General features: G+C 51.1%; 19 protein-coding genes. 1 reads left to right on the top strand and 18 read right to left on the bottom strand.

Annotated elements, in window-relative coordinates:
* Positions 1 to 45 precede the first annotated feature (45 nt).
* From DFP95_RS07590 to DFP95_RS07525, 16 genes are all read right to left on the bottom strand, one after another.
* Positions 46 to 1,491 carry a methyl-accepting chemotaxis protein gene (locus DFP95_RS07590; RefSeq protein WP_115991997.1) on the bottom strand — a complete coding sequence of 482 codons (1,446 nt, stop codon included), beginning with the start codon at positions 1,489 to 1,491 and terminating at the stop codon, positions 46 to 48.
* A gap of 173 nt (positions 1,492 to 1,664) precedes the next feature.
* On the bottom strand, positions 1,665 to 1,796 hold the full coding sequence (locus DFP95_RS29590; protein ID WP_281273400.1) for a hypothetical protein: 132 nt from the start codon (positions 1,794 to 1,796) through the stop codon (positions 1,665 to 1,667).
* A 45-nt stretch (positions 1,797 to 1,841) separates the two neighbouring features.
* Positions 1,842 to 2,129 (bottom strand): RNA polymerase sigma factor, encoded by a 288-nt coding sequence (locus DFP95_RS29255; protein ID WP_245987488.1) that lies wholly within the window; start codon positions 2,127 to 2,129, stop codon positions 1,842 to 1,844.
* Complete coding sequence (locus DFP95_RS29250) at positions 2,050 to 2,286, bottom strand: RNA polymerase sigma factor (protein WP_245987486.1); 237 nt, start codon at positions 2,284 to 2,286, stop codon at positions 2,050 to 2,052. The genes DFP95_RS29255 and DFP95_RS29250 overlap by 80 nt, the downstream gene beginning before the upstream one ends.
* A 192-nt stretch (positions 2,287 to 2,478) precedes the next feature.
* Positions 2,479 to 3,438 carry an ROK family protein gene (locus DFP95_RS07580; RefSeq protein WP_245987461.1) on the bottom strand — a complete coding sequence of 320 codons (960 nt, stop codon included), beginning with the start codon at positions 3,436 to 3,438 and terminating at the stop codon, positions 2,479 to 2,481.
* Between the two features lie 17 nt (positions 3,439 to 3,455).
* Positions 3,456 to 4,148 (bottom strand): copper homeostasis protein CutC, encoded by a 693-nt coding sequence (locus DFP95_RS07575; RefSeq protein ID WP_115991996.1) that lies wholly within the window; start codon positions 4,146 to 4,148, stop codon positions 3,456 to 3,458.
* A 4-nt stretch (positions 4,149 to 4,152) separates the two neighbouring features.
* A complete protein-coding gene (locus tag DFP95_RS07570; protein WP_115991995.1) occupies positions 4,153 to 5,619 on the bottom strand; it encodes a M17 family metallopeptidase in 1,467 nt (488 codons plus the stop codon).
* Positions 5,620 to 5,639: 20 nt separating this feature from the next.
* The gene (locus tag DFP95_RS07565; RefSeq protein WP_115991994.1) at positions 5,640 to 6,641 is read right to left on the bottom strand and encodes an ABC transporter ATP-binding protein; all 1,002 of its coding nucleotides are present in this window, start codon (positions 6,639 to 6,641) and stop codon (positions 5,640 to 5,642) included.
* Positions 6,622 to 7,644, bottom strand: a complete 1,023-nt coding sequence (locus tag DFP95_RS07560; protein WP_115991993.1) for an ABC transporter ATP-binding protein — start codon at positions 7,642 to 7,644, stop codon at positions 6,622 to 6,624. The genes DFP95_RS07565 and DFP95_RS07560 overlap by 20 nt, the downstream gene beginning before the upstream one ends.
* Before the next feature lie 14 nt (positions 7,645 to 7,658).
* Complete coding sequence (locus DFP95_RS07555; protein WP_115991992.1) at positions 7,659 to 8,573, bottom strand: ABC transporter permease subunit; 915 nt, start codon at positions 8,571 to 8,573, stop codon at positions 7,659 to 7,661.
* Between the two features lie 18 nt (positions 8,574 to 8,591).
* A complete protein-coding gene (locus DFP95_RS07550) occupies positions 8,592 to 9,518 on the bottom strand; it encodes an ABC transporter permease subunit (protein WP_115991991.1) in 927 nt (308 codons plus the stop codon).
* A 117-nt stretch (positions 9,519 to 9,635) separates the two neighbouring features.
* Positions 9,636 to 11,261 carry a glutathione ABC transporter substrate-binding protein gene (locus DFP95_RS07545; protein WP_115991990.1) on the bottom strand — a complete coding sequence of 542 codons (1,626 nt, stop codon included), beginning with the start codon at positions 11,259 to 11,261 and terminating at the stop codon, positions 9,636 to 9,638.
* 89 nt (positions 11,262 to 11,350) lie between these two features.
* Positions 11,351 to 12,355: an asparaginase gene (locus DFP95_RS07540; RefSeq protein ID WP_115991989.1), complete on the bottom strand. Its 1,005-nt coding sequence runs from the start codon at positions 12,353 to 12,355 to the stop codon at positions 11,351 to 11,353.
* 30 nt (positions 12,356 to 12,385) lie between these two features.
* Positions 12,386 to 13,543, bottom strand: a complete 1,158-nt coding sequence (locus DFP95_RS07535; protein WP_115991988.1) for an ROK family transcriptional regulator — start codon at positions 13,541 to 13,543, stop codon at positions 12,386 to 12,388.
* A 406-nt stretch (positions 13,544 to 13,949) separates the two neighbouring features.
* A complete protein-coding gene (gene thrS / locus DFP95_RS07530; RefSeq protein ID WP_115991987.1) occupies positions 13,950 to 15,890 on the bottom strand; it encodes a threonine--tRNA ligase in 1,941 nt (646 codons plus the stop codon).
* Positions 15,891 to 16,290: 400 nt separating this feature from the next.
* Positions 16,291 to 17,193, bottom strand: a complete 903-nt coding sequence (locus DFP95_RS07525; protein ID WP_115991986.1) for a putative sporulation protein YtxC — start codon at positions 17,191 to 17,193, stop codon at positions 16,291 to 16,293.
* Between the two features lie 117 nt (positions 17,194 to 17,310).
* On the opposite strand from DFP95_RS07525, the gene DFP95_RS07520 reads away from it, so the two are divergent.
* Positions 17,311 to 18,426 (top strand): GGDEF domain-containing protein, encoded by a 1,116-nt coding sequence (locus tag DFP95_RS07520; RefSeq protein ID WP_115991985.1) that lies wholly within the window; start codon positions 17,311 to 17,313, stop codon positions 18,424 to 18,426.
* A gap of 105 nt (positions 18,427 to 18,531) precedes the next feature.
* On the opposite strand, the gene mqnC is transcribed toward DFP95_RS07520, so the two are convergent.
* The gene (gene mqnC, locus DFP95_RS07515) at positions 18,532 to 19,668 is read right to left on the bottom strand and encodes a cyclic dehypoxanthinyl futalosine synthase (protein ID WP_115991984.1); all 1,137 of its coding nucleotides are present in this window, start codon (positions 19,666 to 19,668) and stop codon (positions 18,532 to 18,534) included.
* 82 nt (positions 19,669 to 19,750) lie between these two features.
* Positions 19,751 to 21,133, bottom strand: a complete 1,383-nt coding sequence (locus tag DFP95_RS07510) for an EAL domain-containing protein (RefSeq protein WP_115991983.1) — start codon at positions 21,131 to 21,133, stop codon at positions 19,751 to 19,753.
* Between the last annotated feature and the right edge of the window lie 54 nt (positions 21,134 to 21,187).

Below are 21,187 nucleotides of genomic sequence, written 5' to 3'. Positions count from 1 at the left end.
ACCGCAAAATCATCCATTTGAGAACTGTTTTTGCTCGGTTTTTTGTCAAGAAACCACAATGTCGATTCCGATCACTCCGAAAGCCGTCCCATCCGGGCGCCGCAATGGCATCGAAACCGTTAAACAAGGCTTTTTCGTTATCGCGGATATATAGATTTCCGAAACGAAGGTTTCACCGTTCATCGCTTTCTTCCACCACTCTCTACCTCTCGCGTTGAGCAACCCGGCTTCCGGCTGCGAAAAGACGAAGGAACCGTCGCTGCGGTTCGACCAAATCGCATCGATTCCCGCGTTTCTTTGCATGCAGCCTCCGAGCACCTCGCGATGGTCTTCTTCTCCCATTCCGGCTAGGGAAGGATCGGATATCAACGTTCTAAGCAAATCGGTCCAACGCGCCGTATCCGAGGCAGCAACGCCTTCCCAAGCGCGGCCTCCCGCGTTCTGAACGGCTTCGATCAACTCGTCCGCGGACTCCCTCAACTCTTCGGATACCCGACCGAGATTCGTGATTTCCGTCCTTTGCCTTCTATTCTGGGCAAGCGTATCGTCCACGCTGCTGATCGTTAAGCCAACGGATTCGACGACGTCCTCTAGCATAGCGTTAGTCGCCGACGTACGGTCCGCCTGTTCCACCGCGAATTCCAAGGTTTTGTTAATATGCTCGTCTACCGTAAGGAAAGAATTAAAGATAACGTCCATTTTCTCGCGCGTTTTGTTCATTTCCACGATGCCGAGAGCAACCGAATTTTTCTCGTTATCCACCGAGCTTACGACTTGGCGAATACCCGACTCGATATTCTGCACGATGCTGGTCGAGCGCTTTACGGCTTGTCCGCTTTGTTCGGCCAGCTTCCTGATTTCCTGCGCGACGATGGAGAAGCCGCGCCCGTGCTCGCCCGCGTGCGCGGCTTCGATAGCCGCATTCAAGGCCAGCAAGGAGGTTTGCGTCACGATTTCCTGAATCAGCTCGTTTATTTCACCGATTTTGGAAGCTTGGGCGATTAATCCGTTGATCCGCTCCTCCATCGTGCCATGGTTCTTGGCAAGGTCGTTCATAACGTCATCCGTATGGTTCAGAGACCGGCAGACGTCTACAACGACGTCCCGCGTCTTCAGACTCTGGGAGCTCAACACTTCCGTGACGCCGCGAATTTCTTGCGATGCGGCGGAAACTTCCTGCAAGGACGAGAACGCCTCTTCCAGCCGGAGCATGGCAGTCTTGCTGTTATGTCGAAGCTTCTCTTCGTGATCCGCCGTCTTGTCAGCGATAGCATCCAGCTGGTTCATGCTGGAATCCACTTCCGATACTGCCGCTTGAAGTCGATCCGAGATCACTACCGCTTCCTCTATCATATGTCTGAGTGCGTCGGGCTTGGTTTCAACGGAGGCGCTTATCTTCTGCGAGACGTCGTTCGACTTATCGGGTCGGGAAAGTTGAATATTGTTCGTCCCTTTATCCGAATTCTTTAACCACCGTTGCCATTGCGCCATCTCTCATCACTCCAACATCAATTGTCAAAATACGTTAGTTTTCCTAACATTATAAACGGATTTTCGACAAAAAGAAAGGGACCCTTAGAGTCCCTCTCTAAAAATCCCATCATGTTATCTCACATACAACTGGTATTCCGACCTTCAACATAACGCAATTCTAACGCACCCTACTAACGATTAGACTGGTTAGAATTTTTCTGTGCAGCTTTATTAACCGTGTTGCTGTTGACGTTCGATTCGGATGCGAATTCCGTTTGATTCGAGTTCGCGTTTCCGAGTTTTTGTTTTTTGTTTTTTGCCATTTCACCCTCACCTCCATACCATAGCATGAACAGAGGGGAAATGGATTATGTATGTCGATCTACGTCCTCGACTTGGGTTTTCAACCTTGCCTTGCCGCGATGAATTCGAGCCTTTACCGTCCCGACCGGCAACTGTAAAGCGGTCGCAATCTCCGCATCCTTCAAACCGTAATAAAATTTGTACAGAAGCAGCGTTCTTGTCACAGGATCCAACTGCCCCAACAAATCGGACAGCTCCATTAGCGATTCAGGGTCAGCAACAGACCTCGTACCGGATAACTCGTTCTCCAGATGCTCGTCGATACTTTCGTGGTCGCCTTGCGCGATTAGCATTAGAAGCAAGGTTGGAGGCGATCGCCTTAGCCCAAGGAATAAGCTTGTCCTTGTTCCTTAAAGTCGATCTCTTTTCCAATATACGTACCCAGGCTTCTTGTACCACGTCACCCGCATCGTTCTTACGCCATAACTTATGGCGAACGACCTTCAACATCTGTGAATAGAGTTCGCCCAGCACTTCATCTTCTGACCAGAACGCTTCCGGTATATTCGAATCACGGAGGAAGTTCATGTATCCAGCCACTCCTAAAAGGATGCATATTTGAAGTAATCTCATTCTATCACAAACGCGATAAAAAGAGAATATTTTCCATATAATAGGAAATATGCGACAGTTATTGTCGGATCAATTTCGAGAAAATAAGGCAGCTGCTCCCACCAAGCCTACATCGTCGTTCAAACCGGCCGGCACAATATCGAAGGTACGACGGTAAGGTTCCATGACAAGCTCTTCCGTTCTCGCCCTAAGCGCCGCGAAAAGTAAATCGCCCGCTTTGCTGACTCCGCCGCCTATGACGATCCGATCCGGATTAAACGTATGGATCACGTTCACGAGGCCGAGCGCCATGTATTGAATCGTCCGACCGATCACCTCGATAGCCACGGGGTCGTCCCGCCTAAGCGCTTCAAAAACATGCTTTGCGGATACGGCCTCGTTGCTCGCGCCCGCTATTTCCGAAATGAGCGACGGCCTACTATCCATTAACCTGAGAGCCGACTCTCGAATAGCGGTTCCGGAAGCAAATGTTTCCCAGCACCCCCGGCTGCCACAGCTGCACAAAGGACCGGCCGGATCGATAATGGTATGGCCAAGCTCGCCGGCGAAAGAATGGGTACCGAGCAGCAAATTACCGTCTAACACGATTCCCGCGCCGATTCCGGTGCTGAAGGTCACGTAGACCATATTCTCCGCTCCTTTGCCAGCACCGCTCACGTACTCTCCCCATGCCGCCGCATTCGCGTCGTTAACGACCTTTACCTGAGTGCCCAAGGAAGTCTCCATCCACCTTTTCAACGGAACGTCTACCCATTCCGGAAGATTCGTCCCGTTAAGGACGATTCCTTCACGGCTGTTCACGGCGCCCGGCGATGCAAGACCTACACCGTAAATCTGTCTTCCTTGCGCAACACGATTAATCATCGAAACCATTCGCTGAACGACCTCTTCCGCGGTTTTCGTGCCCGCCGTGTCCATACGTTCGCGATTGATTATGCTGCCGCCGGCATCGAATAACGCAGCCGCGATTTTCGTGCCTCCCAAATCCACTCCTACTACGTATCTATCCTCTGGATGCAATTTGTTCACCTTTTTCAACTCTATTTTCAGACCTTCTCGTGAAGAATGCCGGCTAATGTCCTTAACTTAAGGCAATCGATCGGTTCAAGACCGGACCCATTGAATCGAACCGCGGAGCCGAAATGCACTTCCTTGACCTTCGTTTGTTCGATGAAGGATAGAATGCCTTCCACCTTTAATCCGCTGCCGGCAAGAATGGTCAATGAGCTTCCGTCCGCCTCCTCCACAAGCCGCCGAATTTCGGGGATCGCTTCTAGGGCGGACTTGATTCCTCCCGATGTAAGCACACGGTTGATTTGCGAATAACCTTGTAGAATCCGCAGTCCGGCAACCTGATCCTCCAACTCGTCGAACGCGCGATGAAATGTCACGTTCATGGTTCCTGCGAAAGAAAGCAAAGCTTCCAAAGAACGCTGGTCAATGTTCCCCTCCGAAGTTAAAGGTCCCAATACGACACCCGCGGCGCCGATTGAAGATATGGCTTTGATATCGGCGGTCATCGTATCTATATCGTAGCGATCGTATACGAAGGTTCTGCTATGAGGCCTGACCATGACGTGTACGGGAATGCTTATCGCTCTGACGATCTGTTCGACCAGACCGATGTTTGGCGTTAAACCGCCTTCGGCATACGAGGTAATCAGCTCTAAACGGTCGGCTCCATTGTCCTCGGCTTGCACGGCATCCTGCAGACTAGTCGCGATTACTTCCAGAATCATAGACTCACTCCCCTTTATCCGCCAAGCTTAGCGACCGGCTTGTCGCATAGTCGGCGAGAAGCCGGGCTCCGTAACCCGTTGCACCCGCTTCCGAATGAACCACATCCTGCTTGTACTGCACCGTTCCCGCCATGTCGATATGAACCCAGCGCATAGATGCCGCTACGAAACGGCGAATGAACAACGCCGCGGTAATCGCGCCGGCCAAGCCCGACGTTCCGACGTTGTGCAAATCCGCGTAATGACTTCGAAGATCCGACTCGTACTCATCGACGAGCGGCATTGGCCACAACCGCTCCCCGTTCTCCTCGCCGATCCCAACCAGCGCCTCGGTCATGCCGGAATCGCCCCAAATGCCTGCCAATCCTAGTCCGAGAGCTTGTCCGACATTCCCCGTTAACGTGGCAATATCTATCGCTTCCGATGCGCCTAGTTTGGCTGCGTGCAACAGCGCGTCGGCAAGAACCAACCGGCCTTCTCCATCGGTATTGGCCACTTGAACGGTGAGCCCGTTCGGAAATCGGACGATGGATGACGGAAGCATGGCCGCGGTTCCCGGAAGGTTGTCGGCGATAGCAAGCAGAGCCGTCACGTTAACTTTGGCGCGTTGACGAACCAGAATGGCCATCGCGCCGATCACCGCCGCGGCTCCTCCCATATCCATGCGCGCGTCGCTGATATCCCTGCCGGTTTTGATATTCATGCCGCCCATGTCGAACGTGATCCCTTTACCTGCGAGCGCCAGCATCGGGAGGCTTGCATCCGCTTCGTAACGTATCTCTATCAAGGCAGGCCGATACTTGCTGCCCGATCCTACCGCGATCAATCCGTTCATTTGTCGTTCCTCAAGCTCCCGACCGCGATAGACATGCACCTGAACCGGCATGTTCTCGAAGTAAGCTACCGTTCTTTCCACGAAAGCTTCGGGATTAAGCACTTCGGGAGGCTCGTTGACCAAATCTCTCGCCAGTCTTACCCCTTCCGCTCTCGCTCGTGCTAACGATATCGTGTTTTCCAGCTCGATTTCGGTTAGCTCCGGCCAGTCCGCAGGCATCAAATTAAGAGTAACGTCTCTTGAACCGTTATCATAAACCGCTTTGTACTTATCGAACCGGTACAAGCCGTACATCCAACCCTCCAGCCATGCTTGCAGCCAAACGGCAACGCCCTCTTTATCCATGACGTCCACCAAATCGAGAGTACGGACAAGCGTCGCGTTGCTGTTGCCCTCGCTTAACAGCTGTCTTGCGGCGGCGCCTCCCGCTCGACGCACGCGCTCGGAGGTCGCGTCTTTCCGTTCGCCCAATCCGACCGCGAGCGCCTCCGGCTCCCCGGCTACTCTACCGCGAAACCATGTGGTCTTCCCGGGTGCCCTGTTCGTATCGCTTAGCGGAAACGGAAAGCTCCCATCCTTGTAGACCGGGTGAATGAATACTTCCGCTTCCAGGCTAGAATTTATCGTGATTGGCATGATGGCCCCTTCTTCTACCGTTAGTTTATATGAACTCCGTCCTTGCCCATTATCGTTTCGTCGTATAGATGGCACGCTACCCTATGATCAGGCTCGACTTCTTGGAATACAGGTTGAATCTGCTTGCAAATGTCCATACAGGAAGGACAGCGGGTATGGAACCGGCAGCCGGATGGCGGGTTCACCGGACTTGGAATATCCCCCTTCAGTATAATGCGCTCCTTCTTCTGGCTGGGATCGGCAACGGGAACGGATGATAGCAATGCTTGGGTATAAGGATGTAGCGGTCGGTCGTACAAAGCGTCCTTGCCCGCCGTTTCCACGAGAGCCCCCAAGTACATAACTCCTATCCGGTCGCTAATATGCTCGACGACGCTCAGGTCATGGGAGATAAAAAGATAAGTCAGCCCGTATTCCTCTTGAAGATCCTGCAGCAAATTCAGCACTTGTGACTGAATCGATACGTCCAGCGCGGACACGGGCTCATCCGCCACGATTAGACTAGGACGAACCGACAACGCCCTGGCAATTCCGATCCGCTGCCGCTGTCCTCCGCTGAATTCATGGGCATGCCGCTCCGCATGGTAACTGCTTAAGCCCACCACTTCCAGTAACTCGGTCGCGAATTTATCCCTTTCGCGAGAGCTCATCTTCGTATGGATGAGCAGCGGCTCGGATACGATGTCCTTAACCTTCATTCGAGGATTAAGCGATGCATACGGATCTTGAAAGACCATCTGCATTTCCTTGCGAACGGGGCGCATTTGATTGTCGTTGTACGCGCTGATGTTCTGGCCGTTAAACCATACCTCGCCTTCGTTCGGCTTCAGAAGGCGGGTAACCAGACGTCCCGTCGTCGATTTTCCGCAGCCGCTTTCCCCAACTAGACTAAAGGTTTCTCCTTTACGGATGGCGAACGAAATGCCATCTACGGCGCGAACGTATTTGCTCTCGCCTAGAAACCCTTTTTTAACGACGAAGGACTTGTGCAAGCCCTTAACTTCAATCAGCGGAGTATTCATGTACCGTTTCCCCTCCCCGTTCATCGATCTGCGTTAACCAGCACCGGCTTTTCCTGTCCGTTCGACCTTCGACCGCAACAAGGTCAGGCTCAGCCGAAAGGCATTTCTCCATGACGAACGGACAACGCGGCGCGAACTTACAGCCTGCAGGCATTCTGGACAGATCGGGAACGTTTCCCGAAATCGATTCCAGCCTCCTTACGTTTTGCCGCAGCTTGGGAACCGATCGAATCAGCCCCTTCGTGTACGGGTGCTGAGGTTGCTCGAACAAATCCTTCACGGATGCTTCTTCCACCACGCGCCCGGCATACATGACGACGACTCTGTCGCACATCTCCGCCACGACGCCGAGATCATGGGTAATCAGCAGCATACCCATGTCCTTTTCTTCCTTTAAACGTCTCATCAAATCGAGAATTTGCGCTTGAATGGTAACATCAAGAGCCGTCGTCGGTTCGTCGGCGATAATGAGCTTAGGATGACAGGACATCGCCATCGCGATCATAACGCGTTGTCTCATTCCGCCGGATAACTGATGCGGATAATCGTCGACCAGCTCCTCGGCTCTAGGAATTCCGACTAGCTTTAAAGTTTGAATCGCATGCTCTCTCGCTTTTTTGCGATTATATCCGAGATGAAGCCGAATAGGCTCTTCAAGCTGCTTGCCGATCCGCAGAACCGGATTAAGCGACGTCATAGGCTCCTGAAAAATCATAGCCATATCTTTGCCCCTAATGCGGCGCATGTCGCTTTCCTTCAACTTGGTCAGATCGGATCCTTCGAAGCGTACCGCTCCGCCGGAGATTTTGCCCGGCGTATCCTTCAACAGCCTCATGATCGATAAGGAAGTCACGCTTTTACCGCAGCCCGACTCTCCGACCAAGCCGAGTACTTCGCCTTTATTAATATGAAAGTTCACTCCGTCGACGGCGGTGATGCTGCCGCCGTCCCGTTTGAACTCCGTTTTTAGTCCGTCTACCTCGAGCAATTTGTTCGCCGTCACGGCCTATCCCCCCCTTAATTTTTCATTTTGGGATCAAGAGCGTCTCGCAGTCCGTCCCCAAGCAGGTTAAACGCAAGCACGGTCAGAAAGATAGCCACGCCGGGAAAATAGACGACATGCGGAGCTATGCTAAGATAGTCGCGCCCCATGCTCAGCATCGCGCCCCAATCCGGCTCCGTCGGCTTGGCTCCCATTCCGAGGAAGCTCAAGGAGGAGGCCGCCAATATCGCCGTTCCTATCTTCATCGTCAGATTGACGATTACGCTCGGCACCGTCTCGGGAAAGATGTGGCGCCAGATAATGCGGCTGTCTTTAGCTCCGATCGACCGAGCGGCCTCTACGAACAACGTCTCCTTTACGGATAGCGTGACGCTTCGGATCATCCGAGCGAACGAAGGGATGCCGAACACGGCTACCGCGATGACTACGTTCAACAATCCAGGCCCGAGAATGGCCACGATACCGATCGCGAGCAAAATATCCGGAAAAGAAAACAGCACGTCGCTGCCTCTCATAATCAAACGGTCCAGCCATTTTCCGTAAAACCCGCTTAACAATCCGAGAATAGTTCCTATAACCGCGGCTATAAACACCGAACTAAGACTTACGGCCAGAGAAAGCCTGGCCCCGACGATCAGGCGACTCAGAATATCCCGGCCGTATTCGTCCGTTCCGGCCCAGTGGTCGGCCGACGGACCGGCCATCATTTTATCGTAATTCGGCGTATCCGGATTGTAGGGCGTCAGAAAAGGCGCGAAAATAGCGACCAGAAAAAGCATTACGATAAATATACCGGCAATCAAAGACAGCTTTTGCTTGCTGAATTTGCGAAGAAACTGTCCGAACGGATTTTTCGGCTTGTCCGGGACGACTGCTTGCTCTCGTCCGCCCGGCGCGCCGGATCCCATAACCGTCGAATGATCATTCATCTTAAATCCCCCTCTCCTCTAGTTGTCCGCGTATCTGATCTTCGGATTCAGCACTCCGTATAACAAATCAACGACAAGGTTGATCAAAATGAATTCGGCGGCAAACAACAGCAGCTCCGCTTGAATGACCGTGTAATCGCGGAACGAAATCGAATCGACCAGCATTCTGCCTAATCCGGGTATGCTGAACACCGTCTCGACCATAACCGAGCCGCCAAGCAGAAAGCCGAATTGGAGCCCGGCGATCGTCACGACTTGAATAAGGGAATTGCGCAGGGCATGCCGGCCCACAACGACAAACTCCATCAAACCTTTCGCTCTAGCCGTACGAATGTAGTCCTCCCGCATCGTCTCCAGCATGGAGGACCTGGAAAACCTCGCGATCATCGACATAATGCCGGCTCCGAGCGTCAGGGACGGAAGCACGTAGCTTTTCCAGCTATCGATTCCCCCCGTCGGGAACCAACCTAATTGAACGGAAAAAATTTGTATGAGCACAAGCCCGAGCCAAAAGCCGGGGATGGAAATTCCTGAGATCGCGATAAGCATGCCGGCATAGTCCGGCCATTTATTTCTTTTCACCGCCGAAACGATTCCGATAACGACTCCGATAACGACCGCCCAAGCCATGCTCAACAAAGTGAGCCATAGCGTTGGCAAGAATCTGCTCTTCATCATCTCGGTAACGGGCAAGCCCGATCTAATGGAATTGCCAAGATCACCTTGAAACATGTCTTTCATGTAGCTAAGGTATTGCTTCCATAATGGCTGATCCAAGCCCAAAAGTACCCGGGTCTGGTTAATCTCTTCAAGCGTCGCTTCCTTACCCGCGATAAGTCGCGCCGGGTCTCCGGGAATCAAATGAATGAACATGAATACCAATACCGATACGATGAACAGCAGCGGAACGATTCCGATTAGCCTTTGCAGTGCGTATCTTCCCAAACGCGTATACCTCCTTCGCTTCCAAATGGGAAGAGAGGCCGTTTCCAGACAATCCCGGAAGCAGCCCCTCTCTTATCTAGCCCTTGTTTTCGCTGCGTGAATCCATGCTGTATGTGTTTACTTGACTTCCGCTTTTAAGATGTTGATCGAACCGTCCGGAAGCACGGTCACGCCTTCGATATTGTTACGTTTACCGGAGATGACTTGGTCGACTCCGAGGAATGCCCAAGGAGCATCCGCCCATATTTGTTTTTGGATATCCGCGAATATCGTTTTCGCCGTTTCCGGATCCGTCGCTTTATTGGCGTCTTCGATCCATTTATCTACGTTGTCGTTTTTGTAATATGCCGTATTGGAGCCCGCCGGAGGGAACATCGTGCTGCTGAACAACCCTCTCGTAGCGCCGTCCGCGTCATTGGAGGACGGGGACCAGCTCACGAACCACATTTGGATTTTCGCGTCCGCCGGAGTTGCCGGCGTGTTGATCTGATCGGACAGCGTAGCGCCTTCCATCGACTTCACTTCCAGCTTAATGCCGACTAACTCCAACTGTTGCTTGATGAACTGCATGCCTTTTACGGATTCCGAGTCGTTCTCGCCCCAGATTTCGGCATCGAATCCATCCGGATAACCGGCCTCTGAAAGCAATTGCTTAGCTTTCTCAACATCGTAATCGTAAGCCGGCTGCTGAGAGTAGAACTGAGTTTTGGAGGACATAGTTGAATCAAGCTTCGCGCCTAGTCCTGATTTGACGACCTTCAGGTAAGCGTCTTTATCGATTGCGTAGTTAATGGCTTGACGAACCTTCAAATCGTCGTAAGGCTTCTTCATCGTATTAAGCGTAATATAACGAACGATTGTGGAATCGATTTTGTCGACGACGATATTGCCGTCTCCTTCTACTTCGGCCACTTGCTCCGTCGGCATCGGATAGATAAAGTCCGCTTCGCCCGTTTTAAGCATCGCGATCCGCGATCCGTTCTCCGGAACAGGCTTAAACGTTACGCTGTCTACTTTAGGAAGTCCTTGCTGCCAGTAGTCGGGGTTTTTCTCGACCACCAGACGATCGCCTTCTACCCATTCCTTGAACTTGAACGGACCTGTTCCGGAAGGGTGCTTGGAAATATCGGTTCCGAACTCGGTCAATGCAGCCGGGCTGATCATAAGGCCCATCGCAAGCTTGTTCAAGAACGCGTTGTACGGTTCGCTAAGCGTAAAGACGACCGTTGCGGCATCCGGCGTTTCGATTTTCGAGACTTTCGCGAAGCTCTTGCGGAATCTCAAGTTGTTTTTCTCGTCGAGAATACGTTCTATGTTGACTTTGACGGCTTCGGAGTTAAAGTCGGTGCCATCGTGGAATTTAATGTTTTGTTTTAACTTAAAAGTGTATACAAGCCCGTCTTCGCTGATTTCGTAGCTCTCTGCAAGAACGGGAACGACTTGCATGTTGTCGTCGAAGCCCATCAAGCCTTCGTACATCGTTCTTGCGCCCGTGATGGACAGCGTGTCGCTCGTATTGTGCGGATCTAAAGTAATAAAATTGGCGTTGACTGCAATTACGGGGTTATTGCCGTTCTTCGACGGCGCTGCGCCGCTTTCCGAAGGCGCGGACGCGGATGAGGACGGCGAACTGCCATTTTCGCTGCCGGCAGCGTTATTGTTGTTTGAACTGCAGGCGGAAGCCACGATTGCCATAACGATAAGCAACGATAGCATAGACCAAGATTTCCCTTTGAACTTCATCTTTTTACCCACTCCTCATGTTGTAGATATTTATTAGAATCTCTTCTCGCCCGCATAAAGTTATCCCAGGCAGAAGCCTATTCTCGAGTTCACGCTTGCAAGGAAAAGACCGCTTTTCTTTCTCCGACGATCGTCCCGCCGTCGTTCGCGATTGTATTCGGCACGAGATCGTATAAGCGCTTGATCGTGTCGTTATTGTCGTAACCGATTCGTTCCAATATCGATGCGATAATACTCGGCCATACCTGTTCGGAACCATCGGACACCTTCAGAGATATTCCGATCCGTTCTTTCCTAAGACCGATGCCGTATACGCCTTTCGCCCCGCCCTTGGCGGATAGATTAGGATCCTTGAGCAAAGCAGAGCAGACGAAGCTTCGATCGGCGATCATATCGGGATTATCGTTCATCGCCTTGGCCATCCGAGCCGCGGCGTCTCGCGTTTCGGGGTCCCCGATCAAATCGGGACATGCGAGCTTCACGAACGATAGGGCGATTTTATTCAACGGAAGCGCGTGTACCGGGAGTCCGCAGCCGTCGATGCCGACGGGAATGCTTTCCTTAGGGACCTCGGCGATATAAGCCAACGTTTCGATGATCTCTTGCTGTACGGGGTGACTCGGTTCGTAGTATGTGGATTCATCCCACCCCATTTTTCTGCTAAGAGCGATTAAACCGGAATGCTTGCCCGAGCAATTATGGAATATTCTCCTTTTCTGCTCGTTCGCCCGATGCCGCTCTGCTTTGGCGTCTTCATTAAGCGGATAAGTAGCGCAGCAGTGAAGAGTGTCTTCCGAAATGCCCGTTTTGCGTAAAATGGATTCGAGAGCCGCGATATGGTAGGACTCGCCTCGATGGGAAGCCGCGAACAGCGCAGTTTCTTCGGATACTAGGCCGTATACCTCGTCAATCCTTCTCTTCATTGCGGGAATCGCTTGAAACGGCTTTGCGGCGGAGCGCAAAAAGGTCATATGATCCGGATCTCCTGCCTTGTACAGGACATTCCCTCTCTCGTCGACAACGCTGACCGCGCCGTAATGTACGTTCTCTAGCACTCCTCCGCGATATTCTTCGACCAATTTCACAAAGCTCATATCGATATCCCCCATCTTGGCTGTTTTGCGTTATTCTAGCGTGAAAAATCGCGTCTGGGCGAGTAGTCCGGAACCGATGAGAACTCCTTGCTCGTTCAGCTCCGAACGAAGAAAACGATAAGATTCCCGAAGAGGCTCCCAGACCAATGTCGTAGAGCACAGCTCCTTGACTTCCTCGTATATGTCCGGAAATTTATCTACGAGCTCTCCGCTTAAGATAACGCTATCCGGATTGTACATGCAGACTATGTTGTTAACGGTAATGGACATGTACATCAGCGCTCGATCGACCAAATGGACTGCCCATCGTTCTCCCGCCTTCTTCGCCTCGAACAGCTCCTCGATCGTGTGAACCTGACGGATCTTGCTTGCTTCCAACAGCAGCGAGCTGATGTTGACGTACGTTTGTAAGCAACCCGCCTTGCCGCATTCGCATAACATGCCGTTTGGATCGATCGTCGTATGGCCGATTTCCCCGGCGCTGTTCATATCGCCCCGATAAATTTCACCGTCGATGATCAGGGAAGAACCTACACCGTTACCGAAACCTATGAGCGCCGTTCGGTTAGATCCGATCGCCGAGCCCTTCAGGTGCTCGGCGAGCGCTTTGACCTTGAGCTCGTTGTCTACGGCCACTTCAAAGCCGGTCAAATCTTTCAATAGTTCGGCTAGCCGAACGTTCTTCCACCCCATCTGCACGGAGAAAACGACAATACCCGTTTCGTTATTCACGATGCCCGGGAGACCTACTCCGATACCGACCACTCTTGCCGGGTCTATTCCGCCCTTCCGAAGCAAGTCGCCGACGATCTTGCCGATTCGCATCATCGTCGTTTCAAAGCGTTCGTCCGGAAAATGACCGTGGACTTCGCTGCATACCGCCTTCCCCTGCAGATCCACGACGCCAACGCTTATTTTGTGGCGATCCAGCTCGATTCCGATCGATAACACCGAAGCATCGATCAGCCCGAGCAGCGTGGATTTCCTTCCCAAGCCGGCGGATACTTGCTCGGATTCCAAAATATAACCTTGCTCGGTCAGTTCGCCTACGATACGGCTGATCGTCGTGGCGCTCATTCCCGTCTGCTTGGCGATGGACGCCCTGGAGATGGGCGGCTGGTTCTTGATAATTTCAAAAACCGTTAGCCTATTCTGACGCTTCATAAAGTCCTGATCGTGTTTTTTCATAGGATTTCCCCTAATTATTTTCACCATGTTATTAAATATGGCGATATTTTATCATAATACCAAAAATTACGAGGAAAAACTGACTATTATTCATTAATTTTTGCTAAAACCTTTTTAATTACTCCAGTGATGTTAATAATAGAGGATGTATATATGGATGTCAATATAAATGACACCGATTTTTCATTCTGTGATTATTAACATAAAAAGTAAGCGCTTCATAAAATACGGGATGAATGGCAGCGTTGTCATCTTCATAATCCCGAATCACGGAGCACAAAAACATAACATATATGTAACTTACTCAGTTAGTTTCAGCATTCGGAATGCCGAAGAAACCCATAAGCAAGATCGCTTATGGGTTTCTTTTGATAACCAACCTTTGGTCATCAGTTGTCCTATTATGTTAATCGATTCTCTTGGAGGAAATTTCGCCTGAAATACGGGTTACGAAATCTTCGACCGATTGAGCCCCAAGATCCCCTTCGCCGCGGCGACGGACCGATACGGTGCCATTCAGCGATTCGTTCTCGCCGATGACGAGCATATAAGGAATTTTCTCCAGCTGCGCTTCGCGAATCTTATATCCGAGCTTCTCGTTGCGCATATCCGATTCGACTCTTACGCCGGCCAGTTTGAGCTTCTCTTCGACTTCCTTGACGTATGGTTCGTAAATCGGGTTTACCGGAATCAGCTTCGCTTGCACAGGCGACAACCACAACGGCAACGCCCCAGCGAAATTCTCCAGCAAGAACGCGGTCATGCGCTCCATCGTGCTGATAATGCCGCGATGAATAACGACCGGACGGTGCTTCTTGCCGTCGTCCCCGACGTATTCCAGTTGGAAGCGCTCCGGAAGGAGCACGTCCAGTTGAACGGTCGAGAGCGTTTCCTCCTTGCCTAAAGCCGTCTTGATTTGAACGTCCAGCTTAGGACCGTAGAACGCGGCTTCGCCTTCCGCCTCGAAGAACGGCAAATCCAGCTCCTCCACGACTTCGCGAAGAATGCGTTGGGAAGTTTCCCACATTTCATCGTCCGGCCAATACTTCTCCGTGTCCTTAGGATCCCTGTAAGAAAGACGGAATCGGTAATCCTTGATTCCGAAATCTTCGTACACTTGGCGAATAAGATTTACGACTCGCGTAAATTCATCCTTGATCTGATCGAACCTGCAGAAAATATGCGCGTCGTTCAGCGTCATGGCGCGAACCCGATGCAGCCCGGTCAACGCTCCGGACATCTCGAAGCGATGCATCGTGCCCAATTCAGCGATCCGAACGGGAAGATCCCTGTAGCTTCTCATATCGCTCTTGTAAACCATCATATGATGCGGGCAGTTCATCGGGCGAAGTACCAGCTCTTCATTATCCAGCTCCATCTTCGGGAACATGTCTTCTTGATAATGCTCCCAATGCCCGGAAGTCTTATAGAGGTCCACGTTAGCCAGTACCGGAGTATAGACGTGGTTGTATCCGAGCTTCTCTTCCAAGTCGACGATGTACCGCTCTAGAGTCTGGCGCAATTTCGCGCCGTACGGAAGCCATATCGGCAACCCCTGACCGACCTCGCGGGAAAACGTAAAGATTTTAAGCTCGCGGCCAAGCTTCCGGTGATCCCGTTTCTTGGCTTCTTCCAGGAAGTGAAGATGCTCGTCCAGCTCCGCTTTCTTCGCGAACGCCGTTCCGTATATCCGTTGCAGCATCTTGTTCTTGCTATCTCCGCGCCAGTACGCGCCAGCAACGCTAAGCAGCTTGAAGGATTTGATACGGCCGGTCGACGGCAAATGAGGACCGCGGCATAGATCGAAAAATTCTCCTTGGTCGTAAATCGTGATCGCAACGCCTTCCGGCAAATCGCGAATGAGCTCGAGCTTCAACGGATCCGATATTTCGCCGAATATCCGAAGAGCTTCTTCGCGGCTAACCTCGCGCCTTGTAATCGGGAGGTTCTCCTTGACGATTTTATCCATTTCCTTCTCGATCTGCGCAAGATCTTCCGAAGAGATCGATTGCTCCATATCGATGTCGTAATAGAAACCATCTTCGATGACGGGTCCGATGCCCAGCTTCACTTTATCCCCGCCATAAATCCGCTTGATCGCTTGAGCGAGCAAATGGGCCGTACTGTGACGCATGACCTCGAGCCCTTCGGCATTGTCCAGAGTCACGATTTCCAGCGACACGTCGTTCAGGATAGCCGTATTCAAATCCACGACTTTACCGTCTACCTTGCCGGCTACCGCCACTTTCTTTAATCCGGGACTAATCGAGAAGGCGACATCTTCGATCGTAACGCCCTCATCGAAAGTCCGAATCGCTCCATCGGGTAATTTCACTTGAACTGACATTCCGAATTCCTCCTTAGGTTTATGGGAAACAAAAAAACACCTCGTCCCGAAAGGGACGGGTGCTCTGAATGCGGCCCGTGGTTCCACCCTCCATTAATCGATTGAAAAGAAATCGATACTCTGGCATGAATGTAACGGTCATGACCCGGCAAGGAATACTAACGCCATCGGCATACGATGGAGAATTCATCCCGGCAGCTCGAAAGAGGTAAATGCCTGCGGATACGGAAGGAACTTGCAGCCTAGGTTCCTCTCTCTGAGCCGTCCTGTTCAAAGCATCGTTGACTTTCTCATCGCTTCTGAATGTGGATTGATATCGAACATTATACCTATTTGCAGGCATATCAGTCAAGCGCTAAGAGGATTTCGCAGCCCTGAACGAAGGGGATGGCATACTCTGTCAATGAGCCGGTATATCCGGCAACTCCGAATAGAGAGCAGCCCTGTCGCCGAATATCCCGATAATCGTACGAATCACTTGAGAATCCGGCTCCGGCGTGTGAATGTAGAGCTGGCGCGGCGACGCCGCCAATAATCGGCTCACCACCTTGCTCTCTTCCTCTTGCTCTTCCTCGAACCTCATTTTGAGCCCGTCGTTAGGCTTTTCGCCTTCTTCGGCCGGTTCCTGCTCAAGCGGCCGCATTTCTTCATCCAGCAATCGGAACGTATGCCCGCCGGAATGCAGAACGTGTACGGTCGAAGTTCTCGTCTCTTGCCATTCCACCATCGATTTTAACAGCTTCATGAACTCTTGGTACTGCTTTTCCATCAACCGTTCCTCGATGGCCGTCTCCGCCGCCTCTTGGACCTCCGCGCGGTAATCGCTCAACCGAAACCGGAGAAATCCATCCAACTGAAGACGTTCGTTATTTTCTAAGTAAACGGAAAACCGAGTTGTCAGCTTCTGCAATCGTCTTTCCCTTCCGCGGCCCATCCAGCTCTCTTCAATGTCCGGCTCCCCGTCCAACAAGGTTACCGCTTCCGCGATCAGGATATCGGTCTCCACTTCGTCTTTAAGACTGAAGCGATTCCGGAATAGATTACGGAGCAAGGACGGTTCTTGATCGGAAAGCGTATATTCAGCCAGAACGCGCCCCACTCTATCGCAGTAGCTTTTTTTATCTTGCGGTCCGGGTCCTAACGGAAATTGGCAACGGATCACGCCATCCTCCCGGCTCAATTCCCACCCCACGCTATCCACGGGATTTTCGGTGCCCACCAGCGTTCTATTCAACATGCCGGCCAGACGTTCCAACGATGGATGATCGTTTCCGTACTCCACGACGAATTCAACCTTCTTCAATTCCGCACCTCCATCTTCCGAGCTTGATACTTACTATATGGTGGCCCAAAAAGGGATATACGATGGGTTATTAGTTATGGTATATTTTATGAAGTTTGATCGTGAAAGGAAGTCCATATGTCTTTGCCTTCGCTTGGAATTAATCAAGAACGTTGGAATCGCCTCCTGCTCAAGAGTTACTGGGTCGTATTCGTGTTATCCATCATCGTAGAATGCCTTTATTTGCTAGTAACCGATCTTCCCGCCGAACAATTCGTCAGCTTATATATCGTAAGACCGACCATCATCATGGCATTCATCGTATTGCTTGCGGAATGCGGCGTGCGCTATTTGCCTAAACATCACGATTACGTGCTTATCTCTTCTGCCACGTTGCTGACCGTTACGGTTACCGCCATTCATTCCTCACTGGAGTATCTCCTGTTCTTGCTTTTTTTCCCCATCATGATTAGCATTTTTTATTTCCAGTACAAAAAATTGCTCTACGCCATGCTGAATACGATTATTGCCCTAATCTGCTTGTACTTGGCCGACGCGGAGATCCGTTCCAACATCCCCTTCATCGGATTGGTGTCGATGTTGGTTATCATCATCGTATATAGCGGAATTTCCTTAGGAATATTGGCCAGGGGCAGAGAGGTACTAAAGCATCTTCGGACTTCGTACGAATCCAACCAAGAGCTCTTAGTACGGACAATATTAATGGACAAGCTGGCCAAGACTGACGCGTTGACCGATACATACAACCATATGGCCTATCACGAGTTCAAGGATCATCTCGTCGAGCAAGCGAATAACGGACGGATATCGCTGCACTTGGCCATTCTGGACATCGATAACTTCAAGAAGGTTAACGACACTTACGGCCATAAAGCGGGGGATAAGGTATTAAAGATCGTGGCTTCCATCATTCAATCCAAGACGGGTAGCAACGATATCGTGGCAAGATACGGCGGAGAAGAATTCGCGGTGTTGATCGCGGAGAAGAGCTTTCAAGAGGTTTACGATCTTGTGGAAGAGATCCGGAAATCCATCGCGATCACCCAACACGATGCGATCGAGGGCTTGAACGTCACGGTTAGTATCGGACTTAACACTTACATGCCGGGAATGGGAAGAGAAGCGCTGTTTCAAGGCGCAGATGCGGCATTATACGAAGCCAAGCATTCCGGAAAGAACCGAACGATGTTAGCCGCTTCCATGCGATCTCCTCGCTCGGATTCCGTCGTTTAATTCATCGTCATCCTTCCAATGTTTTCATAAGAAAAGAGCTGTCCCGGGAGATCTACTCGACCCGGGGCAGCTCTTCTTCATTGTTGTCAAAAATACGGAATGGGATTAATTCTGCATGACGTAGTCTTTAGCGACGGTATCGTTCTCGTTGTAAATCTTGATCGTTTGATACTTCGTATTGCGCTGAGCAGGAATCTTCCCCGACTCGCGAATCAGCTTGAGTATAAGTTCGATATTGACCTTGTGCGTCGTACCCGCAGCCGAAACCACGTTCTCTTCGATCATCGTGCTACCGAAATCGTTGCAGCCGTATGAAAGGGACATTTTACCGACATCCGGCCCCATCGTCACCCAAGATGATTGGAAATTATCGATATTATCGAGCGCGATCCGACTGATCGCAAGCGTCTTGAGGTACTCTTCCGGCGTTGCCTTCACGCGCTTCATGTTCGTATTCTCAGGTTGGAACGTCCACGGAATGAAAGCCAAAAATCCCGGAGACGGATATTGGTTATTTAAGCATTCGTCTTGGGCATCGCGAACGCGCATAAGATGCAATGCCCGCTCCTCCATAGACTCGCCGAAGCCGATAACCATCGTTGCTGTCGTGTTCATCCCCGCTTTATGAGCGGTCGTCATAACGTCCATCCAATCGCGCCAAGTGCCCTTCAGACGACTGATCTTCTGGCGGGTCCTATCGTCCAGAATTTCCGCTCCGCCGCCCGGCAAAGAGTCTAATCCGGCTTCGTGGAGCTGCCTTACGACGTCTTCGATCGGAATATTGCCGGCAACGACTTGCATTTTGCGAATTTCCGCGGGGGAGAACGAATGCATCGTTATTTGCGGAAACCGTTGCTTAATCGCGCGCAATAAATCCAAATAATAACTGAATGGCAAGTCCGGATTCGTTCCGCCCTGCATCAAAATCTCCGTGCCGCCTACGTCGATCGTCTCTTGAATCTTCTGAAAGATGACCTCGTCGGGTAGCACATACCCCTCTTTGGAACCGGGCGCACGATAAAAGGCGCAAAATCTGCAATAAACGTCGCAAACATTCGTATAATTCACGTTACGCCCTACCACGAAAGTAGTAATCGGCTCCGGATGTTTCCTCAACATGATCTGGTTGGCCGTATGCCCCATCTTCTCTATCTCATCGCTATCGAACAAAGCAACGATCTCTTCTAACCCTAATCTCTTCCCTTGTAACGCTCCATCCAAAATCCGGTCCACTTGGTTCATTTCCGGACCCTCCTTCTTACGGGACTATAGTCCTTATGCATCGCTTATTCCATCGTAACATATAAACACCGCGGTAGTCACCTTAAGAGGCGACAAGTCCACGGCGATGTTGGATTTTGGTTTTCGTTTCTTGGAACATATCCCTCTCGTCCTCATGAAGGAGAGCGTTCGGTCTCGCGAAATAAAATCCCTGCCCCATTGCCACGTCAAGCCTAAACAGCACGTCCGCTTCTTCCTCGCGCTCGACGCCCTCGGCAACGATCTCGCACTTCATCTCGCGGGCAGCATTTACGATCGCCTTCAATAATGTCTCCTTGATGGCGATGCGATCGACTTGTTGAATGACGGATCTGTCGATCTTAATCAACTCCGGAACCAGCTCGCCGATCCATTGCAAGCTCGAATATCCGGAACCGGCGTCGTCTACGGCAAATCGGAATCCATGCTTGCGATAGTTGCGCAGAATATCGATCATCGCTTCCATGTTCGTAATCTGATGGCGCTCCGTAATCTCGAAATAAACTTGTTGCGGGCTGAGCGGCGGATGCTTCTCCAAACACTGAAGCACATGGGACAAAAATAACGGATGGGACAAGGTTACCGCGGTCACGTTAAGGAATACGGGTTCCTTGACTTTTCTAGAAGAAATTTCTTCGAACGCCCGCTTGATCACCAGAAATTCCAATCGGCTTAACAGCTTGGTTTGCGAAGCGAACTGAAATAGCTCGTCCGGCAAATGCAGAACCGTTCCTTCGGGGCCGCGGGTTAAGATTTCCCAACCGTATACGTCGCCGCTTGTCAGATTCATAATGGGCTGTGCCAATACGGAAATGGAACCTTCGGCAAGTAAGTTTTCCATTTGTTCGCGCAAGGCTTCCATCTGAGGAGTGACGACTCCCGTAGCCATAGCTAATGCGGATTGGTAGCTTTCCATCAACCGTTTTTCTACGCTCGAGTGAGCAGGACAACGGGAAACGGGTACGGTCGAAACCGTAACCCGCAAGCAATTTCTCCACTCCGGACGGTGACCGGCCAATCCGATTTCCAAATCGCTTCGCACATCGTTTACCTGTTGCTTAAGCTTAGAAGGGATTAAAGCTCCTTGTTCTTTCGGCGATTGTTCTTCTATTAGTAGGATAAAGTCCATTTTATTATATTGGTCGATTGCGATAACCCGGTTTTCACCTAACCTATTCGTTGCGGCAAATCTAAGATGTCTTCGGCAGCTTTCATGAAACGCCGTCCATACCTCATCCGGAACTTCATGCTGGAGTGACGAGAAATCCAAACGGTATAAAGCCAAATAACACTCCGTTCCTTGTTTCATTCGCAGGTTGAGCAATGAACTTATCGGACGGCGCACTGTGAAATCCGGCGGAAAATATTTCAAGGAACGATCTGGCAATATCAGCTTGAAAGCAAGCGCTAACCGATCGATCAACGTTTGGAAAATCAACTCCATCATCCTCGTCTCAGGCAGATTGGAATCATTGTAGCATGATTACAACTACTGTAATAG

The sequence above is a fragment of the Cohnella lupini genome (assembly GCF_003386205.1).
Lineage (GTDB): Bacteria > Bacillota > Bacilli > Paenibacillales > Paenibacillaceae > Cohnella > Cohnella lupini.
This window is presented reverse-complemented; position numbering and strand designations above follow the sequence as displayed.